The sequence below is a fragment of the Ruegeria sp. CF4 genome (genome assembly GCF_056537345.1).
The window spans coordinates 34,126-51,043 of record NZ_JBQFRJ010000008.1 but is presented as its reverse complement, the minus strand read 5'-3'; the positions used below and the strand labels follow the sequence as shown (position 1 = coordinate 51,043).

Below are 16,918 nucleotides of genomic sequence, written 5' to 3'. Positions count from 1 at the left end.
ACTATCCCTTCAGGTCACTCAAAATATCGGCCAGCCCGTATCGCCAATCTGGAGGGCTGATGAAAAAAACCCGCTCAGTATCCGCACAGTCCAATCGCGAATTCAAGGGGCGGCGCGCCGGTGTGGGGTAATCAGAGCTAGGGATATCAATCACATCACAATCGAGTTGCGCCTGATCAAAAATCTCGCGCGCAAAATCAGCCCAACTGACGGAGGGATATCCTGCGTAGTGATAAAGGCCACGCTTTTGAGGATCTGCACGCATTTGACATGCGATCTGGTGGCAAGCCTGTGCCAGATCCCGTGCCGGAGTTGGACCACCGATCTGATCTGCAACCACCGCCAAGTGGTCGCGCGCCTCTCCCAAGCGCAGCATGGTCTTGACGAAGTTGTTCCCATGCGATGACACCACCCAGGACGTACGTAAAACTGTGGCCTGAGCGTTTGTTGCAGCGACCGCCCGCTCACCGGCCAGCTTAGATCGCCCATAGGCCGCAAGAGGATTGACTGGATCAGCCGGGTTCCAGGGTTTTTGCCCGCTGCCGTCAAAAACATAGTCCGTCGAGATCGTGACAAAAGGAATGCCCAGCACAGCGCATGCACCTGCCATCGCCCCTGGCGCGGCGGCGTTGATTGTGGTGGCAAGTTCTTCTTCCTCTTCTGCCCGGTCCACGGCTGTATATGCGGCCGCGTTGATCACCGCGGTGGGATTTCTGTTTGCGATGATTCCAGAACATGCATCGGGATCCGTCAGATCGGCATCAGACCGCGACACACATTCGACCTCTGACAACGGCGCCAGTTCGCACGCCAGCTGACCAGAGCTGCCAAAGACCAAAATCACGTCGCGACCCCCAACCTGCCGCTGACATTGTGCCGGTCCAGCAGCGCCTGCCACCATTCTTCGTTGGCAAGATACCACTCGACCGTTCGGCGCAGCCCTTCTTCAAGCGTTACGGACGGGCTCCAGCCCAACTCATCGCAGATCCGAGACGCATCGATTGCATAACGCGCATCATGACCGGGCCGGTCAGGCACAAATGTAATCTGCTCGGCATAGCTGCCCTGCGGTTTTGGACGCAACTCATCCAGGATGGCGCACAGGCCACGCACCAGCTCAAGATTAGAGCGTTCGTTGTTGCCGCCAATATTGTAGGATCGACCGTTCTGCCCCCTGTCGGCCACCAGCAGCAACGCATCCGCATGATCTTCGACATAGAGCCAGTCACGCACATTCGAGCCAGTGCCATAGATTGGTAGCGCTTTACCCGCCAAGGCGTTCAGGATCACCACCGGGATTAGTTTCTCAGGAAAATGATAAGGCCCGTAATTGTTGCTGCAATTCGTCAGCACGATAGGCAAGCCATATGTCTCATGCCAAGCACGCACCAGATGGTCCGACGCCGCTTTGGAGGCAGAATAGGGACTGCGGGGATCATAAGGAGTATCTTCCGTGAACAACCCGTGCGGACCAAGACTGCCAAACACCTCATCCGTCGAGATATGGTGAAACCGGAACCCTTCAGGTTTGCCACGAGCGATCCAGTTCTTCCGAGCAGCTTCCAACAACGTGTAAGTCCCGGAAATATTGGAATCGATGAAATTTCCGGGGCCATCGATGGATCGGTCCACATGGCTTTCCGCCGCGAGATGCATGATTACGTCAGGCTGGTGCGTTTCAAGCGCTTTATCCATAGCACTGCGATCCCGGATATCGGCGTGAACGAAACTGTACCTGGGGTCATCGGCAACGCTGGCCACATTCTCCAGACATGCCGCGTAGGTCAGAGCGTCTATGTTCACCACCTCGTGCCCACGCGCTATGGCCAACCGCACCACTGCAGACCCGATGAATCCGGCCCCACCAGTAACCAACAACTTCATAACTTATCCTTCCCACGCGAAGGGGCTTTTGAACTCCGCAAAACGCTGCGCACTTTCGTCCTTCGCCGACAAGATCGCAGGTCCACCGAGGTTCCAATCGATCCCGATCTCGGGGTCATCAAACCGAACCGTACCATCGCACTCAGGCGCATAGTAGTCACTGCACTTGTAACAGATTTCCGTATCCGGTTCGCATGTGGCAAACCCATGCAGGAATCCCTGTGGCACCAGCATCTGGCGCCCGTTTTCTGCACTCAGCTCGGCACCGAACCACTGACCATATGTCGGGCTTCCCTTTCGGATATCGACGGCAACATCGAACAACCTTCCCCGGCTGCACCGAACCAGCTTGTCCTGTGCATGAGGAGGTGATTGAAAATGAAGGCCGCGCACCGTACCCGACTGGCGCGACAGTGAGTGATTATCCTGCACAAAATCCACATTGATCCCGTGTTCGCGTAACCGCGCAGAATTCCAGCTTTCGCTGAAGAACCCGCGCTCATCGGCAAAGCGATCAGGCGTCAGGATCACAAGCCCGGCCAGCGGCGTCAATTCCACCTTCATTATTCAACCCTTTCTCAATGATCCGATGGCGGCGGCGTCGAGGCCGGAAATTCCCTTCGGTGAGATAAACAAATACAAAACACTCTTGTTGCGATGTTACTGATAAATCGAACAATTCAGAACATATTGAACCCAAAAAACCAGTCATGTTGCAAAAGCGACGGCAGCTTTCAAACGCTGGTAATAGATAATCTGGTTCAAACCAAGGCAAAGCCCGAATTCAATCTCGTGCCGTATCGTTGATGTATAGATCACAAGGGGTTGTTTGCTCGAACTGAGGGAGAAGTTGAACTTCTACTTTACGTTGATCATCGCCTCAGTCTTTTGACAAAGTGTAGGCGGAGCTGAACAAGGACAGGAACGGCAAAGACTCGCCGCTCACCGGCGGTTCATTGCGCGTATGAAGTCCCATCTAACTTGACTCTGTTCGTGGTCAAGGTAGGTGCATCTACTCAAGATAGACATGTTTCAAAGGCCGGAGCGCAGGTTACTACGTGGTTGGGGCACTGGGAATTGCCATTTGCTTTGCTTTGCTGGCGGGTATCACCGCACTAGCGATGGGCTTTGGTGTGTGGGTCGCTTTGGTGATCTATTCTGCTACCGGAATAGTTGTATTTCTTGCCATCGCCGCCATTCGAGTTTTGCGACCAAGAATTGCAGTTTCACCCCGTATAGCCTCTGCCTCGAGAACAGAAAAACCTCAATACAAACGTTGAACCATAAAAAAGCGGGCCCTGAGAAACCAGAGCCCGCTATTATTTTGTCTGATGCAAGTTTTGAAAAGCCCGGTCGAAATCATGTACCGGGCTCTTCTTCAATTACATATCGAAGACCTCGACCGTAACGGTCGCGCGGGTAAAGTCCCCATCATCATCGCCGGCCCAATAGTCGAATGTATCAACTCCGACAAAATCCGGGTTCGGGACGTAAAGCAACTGCCCGTCATCCTGAACATAAACATTGCCGTTCGGTGTCGTGGACAGGCCATCGACGCGCAGGTCATCGCCACCAGCATGCGAGTCATTCGACAGAACGTCGATCAAAACCGCCATACCAGCATTCGTTGACGCCGAGTCATCCTGTGCAGTGGGGTTCACATTGTCGAACGACACGACGCCGTTATACTGCGCGCCGCCCCAATCATTGATGGACCAGGAATTCGCGATCTGCTGATCCGTCATATCGAGCGTGATGACGTGGGTCATCTTATGAAGCTCACCGGTCGCACGATCTGATACGAAGTCTTCTAGCAACAGAACATTCTCGCCCGATTCAGTCTTGTAGTACCCCTCGGTTGCAATGAACTGAGCGATATCCCAGTGCCACCATAGAATATGCTGATCACCCTCGAAGTCACGATCCCGGCTACCGATCGAATCTGTTTTTGTACCGCTGAGATGGAGGTTCTCGCCTTCAGAGATTACGGTATCCGTTTCCAGAACAAAGCCAAGCCGGCCTTCAACCAGATCATCTGAACTCAGGATCGAATGGCGATCCTCGTTGTACCCGACAAAGTTGGTCCCGTTGTTTGCCATGACCAGATCGATAAACACATCGTCGTAGTCTTCGCCATTCGAACCGAAATGGAAGGGTTGATCCAGGTTCGCTCCAGTTGCAAAGCCGTCAATAGTCATACCGTTAGAGACGATATCGAATGCGTTTCCGCCCAATTGGAAGCCGATTTCAGGATATTGACCAGGTTGTTGAGTGGCCAAGAGGTCAAAATCGATCAACGTGTAGTGGGAGCTATAAGACAAGTCGACGCCACGAGTAGTTTCCCAATTCGTGAAACCATCCATAACCGATCGGACATCATGACTCTGATCCGGGCCATTTTTGATCACGATCAGGCCAACTTCAGTGCCGAAGGCCTCGTTGTTCTCGAACCCTTGGATCGGTGCTTGGTCAAGGCGCAAATACTCGTTGCCATAGGCAAGTTCAGGTTGATCTAGGTTCGCACTGAGCGGATCGCTGGGCTGGCCGCGAGTCATCCAGACAAATCCATGCGTGGTATTTGCAGCCACGTTATCTGATGCTTCAACCAGACGCCCAGCGAAGAAGAAGCCTTCGCCAGTCCGCCCATTGTCATGCCGCTCAACATCGCTTTGCAGCTTTACCTGGGATTCGCCGTAGGACACGCCTTCGGTCCTGATTGCGATATTGCGTGACCAGACACCTGTCTCATTACCATTCTCTGCAACAAAGGCGGCACCAAAGATATCCCAGGCCACGTTGTCCGTGAAGGTCGCATTGCTGTCGTGATGCACATAACCCCAGCCCGGAGATCCGCTGACCGAGTTGCCAATGGCAATCGCGGGGTCATCCCGGTCTTCGGTTCCAGTCCGATGGAAGTGGAAAGAGTAGCGGCCCTGAACGTTCGAATCTGGCTGTACAGTGCCAATCGAGTCGATACTGAACGCCGGTTCCGACTTATCGGTCCGTCCCAGATCGTCAAAGGCGGCATAGCGTACATCTACATCATCCGAGTGCATGAACATCGTATGCCCGCGATGGTGAACAGCAGTATCTTCGCCATCCTCACTGGAGAACGTGATATTGCGCGAAGTGTTCGCAACATAAGCGGAAAGATCGTCACGCGGCGTATCGTGGTCGTGTTCCAACGGGCGATCAATAGTGATCGTATTTCCACTGATGCCAGTGATAACGACTTCTTCATCCTGGCTTTCGTGGTGAATTACCGATCCAGCCGACTGATCCCAGTACCAGCCTTCCTTGTGCGTACCCGTCAGAACGATGGTATCACCAACCTGCCAGCCTTCGGGAATATCACTCAGCGTGATTTCAGTGTCGCCAGCCATCGGCGCATCATCAACCGTCAGGAAGCTGGTTTTTTCAGCGCCATGAATCTCGACCTGTCCGTGCGAGATTACGCCACGGGACAACAGCATCGGATCCCAGCCGACATCGATATCACCGTTGTTGGCAATCACGATCTCAACATCCACATCGTCGGCAATCGGATTTTCTTCGGTTCCGATCTCCAGACGACCCGTCCCGGAGACAACCATGGTATCAACCAGGATCTTCGAGTCCGCGTCATGCGCAAAGGAAAGCTCACCATCCACACGTACGGTGAAAAGGGACTCTTCACTTTCTCCGGCATAAACGACCGAGATACCTTCTGGGATCAGCGCCTGAGCACCCGCGTCCGGAATCCGGCCTTCATGCCATGTATTCGGGTCGAACCAGTCACCGTCGCTAATCGCGACATGAGTGGCCTCTGAACGCGGTACGAGATCCATGAGCGCCACGTGCTCAACCGCACGGCTTTCATCCCCGCCATGTGGATGCGCGTCGGGCTGTGCCATCACTGCGGCTACGTAGTCGTCAACCTCATCAGGGCTTGTAGGTGGTGGAATGTATCCGTCACTATGACCACCATGCGAGCCGCCGCCGGTGTGACTGTCATCACCCGAGCTTTGGTCGTCGCCACCAGCGTGGTCGCCATCATCCGTACCATGATCGCCGCCGGTGTGGCCATCATCGCCTGAGCTTTGGTCATCACCGCCAGTGTGATCGCCATCATCCGTGCCATGATCTCCGCCGGTGTGGCCGTCATCGCCTGAGCTTTGATCATCACCGCCAGTGTGATCGCCATCATCCGTACCATGATCGCCGCCGGTGTGGCCATCATCGCCCGAGCTGTGGTCATCACCGCCAGTGTGATCGCCATCATCCGTGCCATGATCTCCGCCGGTGTGGCCGTCATCGCCTGAGCTTTGATCATCACCGCCAGTGTGATCGCCATCATCCGTGCCATGATCTCCGCCGGTGTGGCCGTCATCGCCTGAGCTTTGATCATCACCGCCAGTGTGATCGCCATCATCCGTACCATGATCGCCGCCGGTGTGGCCGTCATCGCCTGAACTTTGGTCATCACCGCCGGTATGATCACCAGCATCCGTGTCATGATCTCCACCCGTGTGACTACCATCACTCGTGCTTTCGGAATAGCTCAACGAGTCGCCACCGATCACTTCGCGGCGACCATCGCTATCTGGACCAGCCCACTCCAACTGAAGTGTCGCATCGCCATAAGCTTCAAAATAACGGATTTCTATGTCATGCGAACCCGCCGACAACTCCAGTGTCACGCGCTGTTCACGTGTTGCATGCAAGCCGTCATTGTCGATTACAGGCTCACCATTGATATAAAGCGCTGAGCCATCATCCGAGTTCAGGTAGAACGTATAGGTCCCCGCCTTCTGCACATTCAGGTTGCCCGAGTAACGTACTGCAAACAAGTCGCCCGGACCGCCTTCCCAAAACGGCTCTTGACCATTCATGAAGCTCAGGTTTTCCACCGCACCCGTTCCATAAGGTGTCGCCTCAAAATCGATCTCTTGAATGCTATCTACCGACTTTGAAAGTAGGAAATAGTGGCCCAGCAAGCCCTGACGACCTGCGCCCGTGCCATCGCTAGAATCGGAATCGTCATCGCCCGTGCTGTGGTCACCATCACCAGTGTGGTCATCATCACCCGCATCTTGGTCACCACTGTCAGCGTCGTCATCATCACCTGCGCCGTGGTCACCGCTGTCGGAATCTCCGTCATCGCTGGTGCTTTCAGGGTAACCCAGCGCTTCGCCACCAATCACTTCGCGCTGGCCATCGCTGTCCGGACCGACCCATTCCAGTTGGAGTGTCGCTTCACCATAGGCTTCGAAATAGCGGATTTCGATGTCGTGCACACCGGCCGACAGGTCCAGCGACACGCGCTGCTCAAGCGTCCCATGCAATCCATCATTGTCGATTACAGGCTCGCCATCGATATACAGAACCGAACCGTCATCCGATGTCAGATAGATCGTATACGTCCCGGCCTCTTGCACGTTGAGTTGGCCTGCATATCGCGCCGCAAACAAATCGTTTGGGCCGCCTTCCCAGAACGGGTCCTGCCCTCCCATGAAACTCAGGCTTTCGACGGATCCTTCTCCGTCGGGCGTTGCATCAAAATCAACTTCGTTCAGGTTGCTGATGAAGTCGGGCAAAATAAAGTAATCGCCCCGCAGCCCCTGACGCCCCGTCTGGGTTCCGGTATCTGTATCTTGATCACCGTCGCCAGTGTGGCCATCATCGCCAGTATCGTGGTCGCCGTTATCGGTGTCTGCGTCGTCGCCCGCGCCTTGGTCACCGGTGTCGGTACCCGTATCGTCACCTGCGCCCTGATCGCCGGTATCAGTGCCCGTATCGTCACCTGCGTCTTGGTCGCCGGCATCAGTGTCCGTGTCGTCGCCCGCATCTTGGTCACCGGTGTCGGTACCCGTGTCGTCGCCTGCGCCTTGGTCACCGGTATCGGTATCCGTATCATCGCCTGCGTCTTGGTCGCCGGTATCAGTGCCGGTATCCTGGTCGCCCGTGTCGTCACCCGCACCTTGGTCGCCACTATCTGTGTCACCATTGTCGCCCGCATCGCCATCGGTCTGATCCACGTCTACGGGTTTCTCGCCCTTCGACAGTGCATCACCGGTGATGGTCTCGCGCTTCCCATCGCTGTCAGGGCCTTCCCATTCCAGCTGCAGGGTCGACCGACCGCGGCCATCGAAGTACCGAATCTCGATGTCATGAGCGCCAGCATCCAGATCCAAGGTAATCTCACTGTTGCGACCACCCCGTCCACCGGCGTTTTCAGCAACCAACTCACCGTTGATATAGAGCATCGCGTTGCTGTCGGATTTCAGATAAAACGTGTACCGGCCAGCTTCGATCACGTTGAGATCACCGAAATAGCGCGCCGCGAAGTAGTTCTTCGCACCACCCTCCCAGAATGCTCCGCGCATCCGCTGGATGTCCAAGGCATCGACCGTCGATGTCGCCGTTGGCTCTGCATCAAAATCGACATCCGCCAGCCCGGTATATCCCGAGTTCAGGGTGAAATATTCTGCGTTCAGACTCATAGCTACGCCCGTTTGCTCAAATCCCGATGTTTCGGGATGATTGTTTCCACTTGCTGGCCTCAGCGAGGCTCAAGTGCGGCAAAACTATGTCGGGCGACAGCTGCCGCGGTCTTCGCCCACATACTAGGAACAACATGCGTACTGTGTTTGAAGCCCTTTTTCAGGCCTTCTGGACGACCATTCAGGCACAATATTCCACGCGCGCACTCAAGCCGCTGCATGGCGCTAATGCCCCAATGATTCCACATAGTTACTGCTCGCCCATCATACTGCGGTACAACCGCAATCCTTAACCCTGAACTGTTTCAATTTGCTTGACAGTGCAAGTTAAGGATCGGCACAACGTTGACGACAAGCAATTTGCAGCGCAATTTTTTGCCATATGGGCACAAACACGCCGATTTTATTTGGTTTTCCCTACGTCCGGAGACGCTATGGATGAGATTTCAGGCATTGGTGCCGTCGTAATCGGGCGAAATGAAGGCAGCAGATTGGTGTCCTGCCTAGATTCGATTCCCGTAAATATCGGAAAAATCGTCTATGTTGATTCGGGATCGACCGATGACAGCCTCGCAAACGCACAAAAAGCTGGTGCTGAGGTGGTTGAGCTCGATCTGGATCAGCCCTTTACAGCTGCGCGCGCACGTAACACCGGGTTCCGCACATTAATCGCTGATAAGAACATCCATTTCGTTCAGTTCGTCGATGGAGATTGTGTCGTTCAGCCAGGGTGGTTCCAATCCGCCGCGCAATTTCTGACAGAAAATCCCAGAACCGCCGTGGTCTGCGGTCGACGGCGCGAGCGGTTTCCTGATGGCACGGTGTATAATCGGCTCTGCGATATGGAATGGGACACCCCAGTGGGCCAATCCGATGCCTGCGGCGGGGACGCGATGATGCGTGTAGAAGCCCTGAGCCAGGTCGGTGGCTACCGCGACACCATGATCGCCGGAGAAGAGCCAGAGCTTTGCGTGCGGTTGCGGGCCGAAGGATGGCGAGTCTGGCGATTGGATGAAGAGATGACGCTGCACGATGCAGATATGACCCGGCTGAGCCAATGGTGGAAACGGGCCCGACGCAGCGGCCATGCGTTTGCCGAAGGCGCCGCACTGCATGGCGCCCCTCCGGAGCGCCACAGCGTCCGAGCGGTCAAACGCATTCTGGCCTGGGGGGTAGTGCTCCCCCTGGCGTTATTGCTGGCGGCTGCTTTGATATCGCCCTGGGCACTGCTGGGATTTGGGCTCTATCCCTTGCAGGTGTTGCGCATCGCTTTGCGCCAGAACCCTGGAAACAGAACCGCGTGGGAGTATGCGTTCTTTCTCGTGCTGGGCAATTTCCCTGAGGCCATGGGCGTTCTGGAATATCAACTCAGGCAATGGCGCGGGAAACCAGCGGGGATTATCGAATACAAATAGCCTATTTCGGTACGTTGAAATCTGGATCATATCTCAAAATTCAGCATTCTGCCCTTATGCCGCCACAGAATGATGATCTGAACTCGATCCTATTCCCTCGGTCCCGAGCAGCGGCTTTGAAGAGTTAGTGTTAAGGTGTTTCAAATGCGTGTGGCCTATCTGACAAACCAATATCCAAAAGTAAGTCACACCTTCATTCGGCGTGAAATTAACGAACTCGAAAAGCAGGGCGTTGAGGTCGAGCGTTTTGCCTTTCGCGGCTGGGATGCCGAAGTCGCCGACCCTCAGGACGAAACCGAGCGCCATAAAACGCGCTATACGTTAGGAAATGGCGCAGGCAGGTTGCTGCTGACCGCAATCAAGTATGCCCAACGCAATCCCCGGCCATTCTGGCGTGCTTTGAAATCTGCGCTGTCCATGTCGCGCAACGCGATGCGCCCTTGGCCTTATCACCTGATCTATCTCGCCCATGCCTGCCAGATCAAACTCTGGCTGGACGAAAACCCGGTCTCGCACCTGCATGCACATTTCGGCACAAACCCTGCAGAGGTCGCCTTGCTGATCCGCCAATTAGGCGGCCCCGAGTACAGCTTTACCATCCACGGCATGGATGAAGCGGACAACGCACCTAAACTGGCCTTTGACCGCAAGGTCGCAAATGCACGTTTTACCGTTGCGATCAGCGCCTTCAGCCGCAGCCAGTTGATGCGCCATGTCGCGTCCGAAGACTGGTCAAAACTCAAAGTTGTTCATTGCGGATTGGAATCTGACGCCTTTGCCGATCCTGCCTTGATCAAAGTGGTCGACGATCCTGTCCTGTTGTGCATTGGCCGTCTCAGCCCCGAGAAAGCCCATCTGATTTTGCTTGATGCCTTCGCTAAAGTTCTGAAACTGCATCCTCAGGCGCGGCTGGTATTGGCTGGGGATGGTGAACTTCGCGCGCCCATCGAACATAAAATCGCAGCACTGGGTCTTGGAGACGCGGTGCGGATCACGGGCTGGATCTCTTCAGAGCAGGTTCGGGACGAGATTCTAAACTGCCACACTCTGGTGCAGCCCAGCCTGATCGAAGGGCTTCCCGTGGTCATCATGGAAGCGATGGCACAAGCCCGACCCGTCATATCAACCTATGTTGGCGGCATACCCGAACTGGTTCAGCCAGAAAAGACCGGATGGCTGGTACCGGCCGGAGATGTTGGCTCTCTGGTAGAAGCCATGTGCAACACCCTGTCCGTTTCGGCGGAAGACCGAAAGCGAATAGGCCAAGATGCGCTAGATCGGGTCACGGCGCGTCACAGCATTACCCACGAGGTCGAAAAACTGCGCGCCTTGTATCAGGGTCAGGTCTGATCGATGGGAGTGTTGAAACAAACGGCACTGTCAGTCCTTAGCACCGGACCAGCCTATACATTAATGCGTTCACATGCCCTGCGCACCAATCCAACACTGGTTTTGTGCTATCACACGCTTGGCTTGGATACCGAGGTGATGGATGCGTGGACCGTTGCGCGCGCACGGGACTTTCAGCAGCAGATCGCTTTCTTGCGTCAGTACTTCGATATTGTCAGCCTCGATCAAGCGCTTGATCCAGCTGCCCCGGCATCGCGCCCCCGGGTGGTAATCACCTTCGATGATGGAGATGTGGGGCTGTTCACTCATCTGTTGCCAATTGTCGAAGCCGAGGCGCTGCCCGTCACGCTCTATATTGCGACCGCGCAAATCGAAAGCCGACAACCCTACTGGTTTGACCGGATCATGAACGCCTTGCAAAACCCAGGGGTCACGACCATCCGCGTCGAAGCCGACGGGCCAAAAACTTGGCAGATCGGCCCTGAAACAGGTGCTACAAGATGGATGGTGATCTCGGATATCCTAGAGACGCTAAAAACTGTCGCCCCGGACTTGCGCGAAGCTTTGACCCTTGAAATTCTGCAACAGGCCGGACCATCTCAGGTCGATGTCACACCTCTTGCGCCGCTTACGCGCGAGCAGCTGCGAGAGTTGGCGCAATCGCCATACGTGACCATCGGTGCGCACAGTCACTGCCACAACCTGTTGGACCAAATTCCGCTGGATGAAGCCATGCAAAGTATACAAGACTCCCGGAAGCTGTTGCAGAAGTGGACGGAACAACCCATCAACCATTTTGCGTATCCAAACGGCAACCACAGCCCAGCGCTGCAAGACGCGGTGAAACAGGCCGGTTTCACATCGGCAACAGCGCTCGGATCAGAGCTATGCGATCCTCTGCAGGTTAACCCTTATGCGATCCCGCGCGTGCTGGTGGGACGTTATGACAGCCTCGCCCGTATGCGCCTTCGATTTATCGGGTATTGAGGCCCCATCTGGATGACGGGGCTGAATTGCGTTTCAAAACACCCAGATTAGCCGCTTCGTCTTTCACCAAAACCTCGAAGACGCTCGCAAATGGCTTGTCGCGATCATCCTCAGCCACCGGCCAGTCAGCTATCCCGCTCCAATCCGCGATATACTGGATGTCGCTGGCAAGGACATAATCGAATACATCACCCTCTTCCTGAAGCGCACGCAAGGCATTTGGGCTTACCTTCCGGATGTCGAATGGTTACTCGGAGACTGCAGGTATGGCGCCAATTGGCTCCGGGAAGCGTTGAAAGACAAAGGGATACGTGCCCGTATCCCTCGCCGGAAACAGCGAAAGAAAGCGGTGAAGTATGACAAGCGCCGATACAAACGCCGCAACCGGATGGAGAACATGTTTGGTAGGCTCAAAGACTGGAGGCGTGTGGCAACAGATGCCCGAAGGACTTCCTGTCAGCCATCGCGCTCGCGGCTCTCGTCAGTTATTGGTTATGAGCCCTGAGCCTATTCATATACAATTCTAGTCCCGGCCAAACCCAAGCGGTCCTATAATGATTGGAAGCGGAGTTAATATGAACCAAATTCCGCTCATTTGAACCTGCACCATTACTTGATCTGAATAAATCCAAGCATTGTTTCACAAACAGGAATATTCAGCGATCAAGTTCAGGTTGTCGTCTCCAGCTCAATGACGTCCATAAACTTCAAAGACAGCGCCTTTTCATATTTCCGTGCGTCCGCGGACGTCACAGCCCCGGCGTAAAGCATCATCCAGTCTGAAAATGTCAGTTCATTCCGAATCCAGCGCAGATCATAGCGGTTAACAAATTCCCGCAAGGTACCTGTCTGTACCTTCGACCAGAAGAAATCAGTTGTACCGTAATCGGCGACCGCGAAACAATCGCGATAGGCAGCCCAGCTATCCTCGACGCTCCAGTCCAGCTTTCGTCCGATCCGCGTCAGAAAGCTTGACGCGATATAGCTTTCCGCAACCGCGTGTTTGCACATCTCTACAATTGGGATCTCATCCCACATGTCAGAGACCGCCTCGGGGAAGTGGTCTGGCGGTGGAGCACTGACCAAGTCCGGTGTCCAGTATTTCAGCATATCCTCAGCATGGCCGAAAACAGTCTGATCGCCCCAATGATAGGGTGCGTATTTCAGCGTGCCATGTCCGACGCCAATTATGCGGTGCTTCTGATCAAAGCCCCCGCTGGGAGGAAAAGTCAGCGCCATGCTGGCCAAAAAACCCATCACGTTGTGACGATACAGTCTCTGGTCCGTGCGCGTTTTCAGAATCCACTCCGCCCCGTCCTCATGCGCTTTGCGAACCCCCGCTCCGGCGCTGACCAGTTGCATGTTCACATTGGAAAAACCCGGCATATCAGGTTTGGCCGACAGGACAATCTTGACCCCTTCCTGCCGCAGCGCGTTTAGCAAACGTTCAGGGGTGTCATCCCATGTCGACAGATAAAGCCGGACCTGAGGCATTGTCCGCCTATAAATGCGCATTGTTTCCAGCGTGACATCATCGTCTTCGGCAATAGGTCCCTGCATAACAATCGCCATCGGCCCAAGATCTTTTTCAGGCTCGGCCATCGGCGCGATCTGAGCGCTGAATTTCGGGCGACTTGTATAGGTCAAAAAGGCCTGTCCACGATGATTCATTTGGCGCATCGTCCACATCAAAATCCGTCGACAAACCTTAAAAAACAGGCTGTTATCAGATTGTGGGTCGTTATTCATCAACCAACCCCTTGATGGCCTTCTGCGACACCGGAGATGTGAGGAACGCATCCAGATCAACCGGCACACCGATCCCGTGCATTCCAGCGCCGACCTTACCGATCGTATGACATACGATTTGCGCACCGGCATCCGCCATGGCGGTATAAACGGGAGCCACATAAAACTCGCCATTCACCCGGATATCCTCCGCTATCATGCGATCCGCCGCCGCAACGAAATCCGAACCTTTCGCAAAGTTGTAGATGCCCACGGTCGCCTCGTCTGAGACGACAACCTTTTCGATCACTTCGACCACGCGCCCGCTATCGTCCCGGCGCACGAAGGACCATTTATCGTCATCGGCCCACATCGTCATGATCAACCCATCAGCATCGCCAATATCAGACAGATATGCATCAATACTTGCATCAATGTACTGATCGCAGTTGGCAATCATCAGCGGGTTATCATTATCAATCACCTCGCGTGCCAGCAACACGGTGCACGCCGCGCCCTCGGTCACTTCATCCACATAGATGATACCACAGCCTGGTGCCCAGCTTTGCAGTTTGTCAGCTAGACCATACTCGGTATCGTGGTCTCGCAAGATCAAAAACGTAAAACGATGCGGAGTGCTCGGTGTCAGATTTTTGATCACCACTTGGATCATCGGGAACCCGTGAACCGGGATCAGTGGTTTGGGCAAATCATAACCAGCAGTCGCAAACCGGCTGCCACGACCCGCCATCGGCACAACGATGTTCAACATAGATATTTGTCCCCTGCTATGCTGGGTAGTTTCACGACAACGGTCGTGGTATCGGTCAGAGCTTCAAAATCAGTGGCTTCACCTGGTTCAATCAGAATGATATCGCCATCCGAATATTCCTGATCATTCATCCGCACGCGGCCCGAAACAATCAATGTCACTTCGGGTGCAATCTTGTGCATGTGGCGTGGTTCGAGAGTGCCTGCATCATAGCTTTTCACAGCGACCTCCGCGGCTTCAGTCCGCAGCACAGCCGGGTCGAAATCTCCGACAAACCAACCTTTAGTCATGTCATTCAGGCGGAAGGTTTTCATTGCCGCACCGCCTTTCGGCGCGCCACCAGCTCTTGCTCATATTCTTCAACCGCCTGCGGTGTGGCCAATGAAATATACTGGTCACGATCAATCCGATGAATCCCGATCTGTTTCTGCGACAAGATCATCTCATTGAAGGACGGACAAACAAAAAACCCGCCATTCACATCAGCCCCTTTCAGGATCATGGTTTTCGCCGCTTCGACAAAGTCCGCACCCTTTCGGAAATAGTAAATCCCTGCAGTCGCGTCGCGGCTGATCGGGCGTTTTTCGGCGGCTTCGATCACCAGCCCGTCTTTGTCGGTCTTGACGAAAGACCAGCGTGGGTGAACGCTGTCAAAGACAACCGTTCCTGCGTCCAGATCACGCGCGCGAAATTCGTCGATTACCGAGCCAACATCAAAGGCCAAAACCTGATCGGAATTGGTAATCAATAGCTCTTCGTCATTGTCCATATGCGCAACGGCTAAAAGCGCAGTGCAAGCTGCACCTGCCGTCTTGCCATCCGCGCGCACGACTGAGCATCCTGGGATCAGCAAACGCAGGACATCTCCAAGGTGAAACCGAAGGTCATCTTCCTTGCGCACGATAAATACAAACTCGACCCCGGCGATACTGGTCAACGGCACGGTCGTATGATCAATCAAAGGACGGCCGTCGATCTCGATAATCGGCTTTGCAAAAGGAAAGCCATGTTTGCGGAACAGATCATCTCCGCCTGCCATGGGAATCACAATTTTCATGCGGCGCGCTCCTCTACCTGAGCAATGGCATCAAGAATACGATCCAATTGCACATCAAATACGGTCTGAACGACTAGCAAGGGGCATCCTGCTTCTTCCGCAGCTTTGATCCCGTTCGGATTGTCTTCGACCACCAAGCACTGCTCAGGCTTCAAACCCAGCTTCTCGGCGGCGGTCAGGTAAATCTCGGGATGCGGCTTCGCCTTCTTCACATCCTCATTGCTGAGCATCACATCGAGGTACTTGGACAGCGCAGCCTGATCCATCATCAGCTCGACACTACTGCGCACCGCATTCGAGGCTAGGCCCAGCTTGTAACCACGCGCCTTGAGGTTGGAGAGGGCATATTCATGCACGAAGATCGGATTACAGTTCAGATGTACCTGATCGATCGTAAACTTCTGCTTCAACGTGTTCAGAAACCCATGCAATTCACGCGGCAAACCGCGCTCTTTCGACAACATCTCCAGCTTCACACGCGTTGGCAGCCCGTCAAAAGTGGATAGATGGTCGGCGCGCGAAATCTCATATCCAAAGTGCTCCAGCGCTCGGTTCAGAGCGTGGAAATGCCACTCTTTAGCGTCAATCAGCACGCCGTCCATGTCAAATACTACGGCTTCAATCGTCATTGAAAAACTCTCTGGCTTGTTCAGGATAATCGGTGCAAATCAGGGCATTTTCATGACCCAGCACATCCGAGCCGCGCAGCATCTCCCATACCGGGCGATGATCACGACCATGCAGTTCAGGCGACACGATGCAGACCCGCTTTCCCGCATCCAAGTGGCGTGCGATGATAGCTGTATCCCACCAGTCCGAGCGGAACGCATCCAGCCAAACCCCTTCCGCGCGATCATAAAAACTGGGGTCCATTTCTTCGTCGCTATGCCGCGTAAAAACGGGGATACCCGAGTCTAGCCAGCGCAAGGCGTCTGGGACGGACATGTCAAAGACAAAGGCATCGCGAATGGAATAAGCGTCCAGAAAATCGCGCACCATGTCGGTCAGACCGTCGGCCTTTATGTTTAGTGCTAACGTCAAATTGGGCCCCAGATCGCGATAGATTTCGGCCATATCAGAGGCGAGCATACAACCATCAACTGGAGGATCATGAGACACCACCAGAGCCCCGGCAAGATCACGAAAATCCGTCTCTGTCCCGAAACCCAGTTCAAATGAACGCCTGAAAGCAACCGGTAGGTTTTTCTCTTCCGGTGATTTCCAATAACCCCTGTGGCTAAGT

14 protein-coding genes and 1 pseudogene are annotated in these 16,918 nt (G+C 54.5%); 4 read left to right on the top strand and 11 right to left on the bottom strand.

Annotation, left to right across the window (positions count from 1 at the left end; translation table 11 throughout):
• Position 1: 1 nt before the first annotated feature.
• From rfbD to ACR0NF_RS15905, 4 genes are all read right to left on the bottom strand, one after another.
• The gene (gene rfbD, locus ACR0NF_RS15920; RefSeq protein ID WP_480472342.1) at positions 2 to 844 is read right to left on the bottom strand and encodes a dTDP-4-dehydrorhamnose reductase; all 843 of its coding nucleotides are present in this window, start codon (positions 842 to 844) and stop codon (positions 2 to 4) included.
• A complete protein-coding gene (gene rfbB, locus ACR0NF_RS15915) occupies positions 841 to 1,884 on the bottom strand; it encodes a dTDP-glucose 4,6-dehydratase (protein WP_480472340.1) in 1,044 nt (347 codons plus the stop codon). Before rfbB ends, rfbD begins: the two co-directional genes overlap by 4 nt.
• A gap of 3 nt (positions 1,885 to 1,887) precedes the next feature.
• Positions 1,888 to 2,448 carry a dTDP-4-dehydrorhamnose 3,5-epimerase gene (gene rfbC / locus ACR0NF_RS15910; protein WP_480472338.1) on the bottom strand — a complete coding sequence of 187 codons (561 nt, stop codon included), beginning with the start codon at positions 2,446 to 2,448 and terminating at the stop codon, positions 1,888 to 1,890.
• An 818-nt stretch (positions 2,449 to 3,266) separates the two neighbouring features.
• A complete protein-coding gene (locus ACR0NF_RS15905; protein WP_480778565.1) occupies positions 3,267 to 8,366 on the bottom strand; it encodes a PA14 domain-containing protein in 5,100 nt (1,699 codons plus the stop codon).
• Positions 8,367 to 8,800: 434 nt separating this feature from the next.
• Between ACR0NF_RS15905 and ACR0NF_RS15900 the strand changes: the two genes are divergently transcribed.
• The 3 genes from ACR0NF_RS15900 (at position 8,801) to ACR0NF_RS15890 (ending at position 12,118) form a co-directional block, all read left to right on the top strand.
• Positions 8,801 to 9,781, top strand: a complete 981-nt coding sequence (locus tag ACR0NF_RS15900; protein WP_480658953.1) for a glycosyltransferase family 2 protein — start codon at positions 8,801 to 8,803, stop codon at positions 9,779 to 9,781.
• Positions 9,782 to 9,925: 144 nt separating this feature from the next.
• Positions 9,926 to 11,131, top strand: coding sequence for a glycosyltransferase family 4 protein (locus ACR0NF_RS15895; protein ID WP_480472334.1), 1,206 nt, complete (start codon positions 9,926 to 9,928; stop codon positions 11,129 to 11,131).
• 63 nt (positions 11,132 to 11,194) lie between these two features.
• Entirely contained in the window at positions 11,195 to 12,118 is a 924-nt protein-coding gene (locus tag ACR0NF_RS15890; protein ID WP_480472333.1) for a polysaccharide deacetylase family protein, read from the top strand.
• Here the strand turns inward: ACR0NF_RS15890 and ACR0NF_RS15885 are convergent.
• Positions 12,105 to 12,332: a hypothetical protein gene (locus tag ACR0NF_RS15885; RefSeq protein WP_480472332.1), complete on the bottom strand. Its 228-nt coding sequence runs from the start codon at positions 12,330 to 12,332 to the stop codon at positions 12,105 to 12,107. The genes ACR0NF_RS15890 and ACR0NF_RS15885 overlap by 14 nt on opposite strands.
• Positions 12,333 to 12,347: 15 nt before the next feature.
• On the opposite strand from ACR0NF_RS15885, the pseudogene ACR0NF_RS15880 reads away from it, so the two are divergent.
• Positions 12,348 to 12,616: pseudogene (locus tag ACR0NF_RS15880) on the top strand (transposase); the annotation flags it as partial.
• A 171-nt stretch (positions 12,617 to 12,787) separates the two neighbouring features.
• On the opposite strand, the gene ACR0NF_RS15875 reads toward ACR0NF_RS15880, so the two are convergent.
• The 6 genes from ACR0NF_RS15875 to ACR0NF_RS15850 form a co-directional block, all read right to left on the bottom strand.
• Positions 12,788 to 13,789 (bottom strand): WavE lipopolysaccharide synthesis family protein, encoded by a 1,002-nt coding sequence (locus ACR0NF_RS15875; protein ID WP_480472331.1) that lies wholly within the window; start codon positions 13,787 to 13,789, stop codon positions 12,788 to 12,790.
• 70 nt (positions 13,790 to 13,859) lie between these two features.
• The gene (locus tag ACR0NF_RS15870) at positions 13,860 to 14,618 is read right to left on the bottom strand and encodes a glycosyltransferase family 2 protein (RefSeq protein WP_480472330.1); all 759 of its coding nucleotides are present in this window, start codon (positions 14,616 to 14,618) and stop codon (positions 13,860 to 13,862) included.
• Positions 14,612 to 14,932, bottom strand: coding sequence for a cupin domain-containing protein (locus ACR0NF_RS15865; RefSeq protein ID WP_480472329.1), 321 nt, complete (start codon positions 14,930 to 14,932; stop codon positions 14,612 to 14,614). The genes ACR0NF_RS15870 and ACR0NF_RS15865 overlap by 7 nt, the downstream gene beginning before the upstream one ends.
• Positions 14,929 to 15,675 carry a glycosyltransferase family 2 protein gene (locus ACR0NF_RS15860; RefSeq protein ID WP_480778564.1) on the bottom strand — a complete coding sequence of 249 codons (747 nt, stop codon included), beginning with the start codon at positions 15,673 to 15,675 and terminating at the stop codon, positions 14,929 to 14,931. Before ACR0NF_RS15860 ends, ACR0NF_RS15865 begins: the two co-directional genes overlap by 4 nt.
• Positions 15,672 to 16,304, bottom strand: a complete 633-nt coding sequence (locus tag ACR0NF_RS15855; protein ID WP_480472327.1) for an HAD family hydrolase — start codon at positions 16,302 to 16,304, stop codon at positions 15,672 to 15,674. The genes ACR0NF_RS15860 and ACR0NF_RS15855 overlap by 4 nt, the downstream gene beginning before the upstream one ends.
• Positions 16,294 to 16,764 (bottom strand): PI-PLC domain-containing protein, encoded by a 471-nt coding sequence (locus ACR0NF_RS15850; protein WP_480472326.1) that lies wholly within the window; start codon positions 16,762 to 16,764, stop codon positions 16,294 to 16,296. Before ACR0NF_RS15850 ends, ACR0NF_RS15855 begins: the two co-directional genes overlap by 11 nt.
• Positions 16,765 to 16,918: the final 154 nt, after the last annotated feature.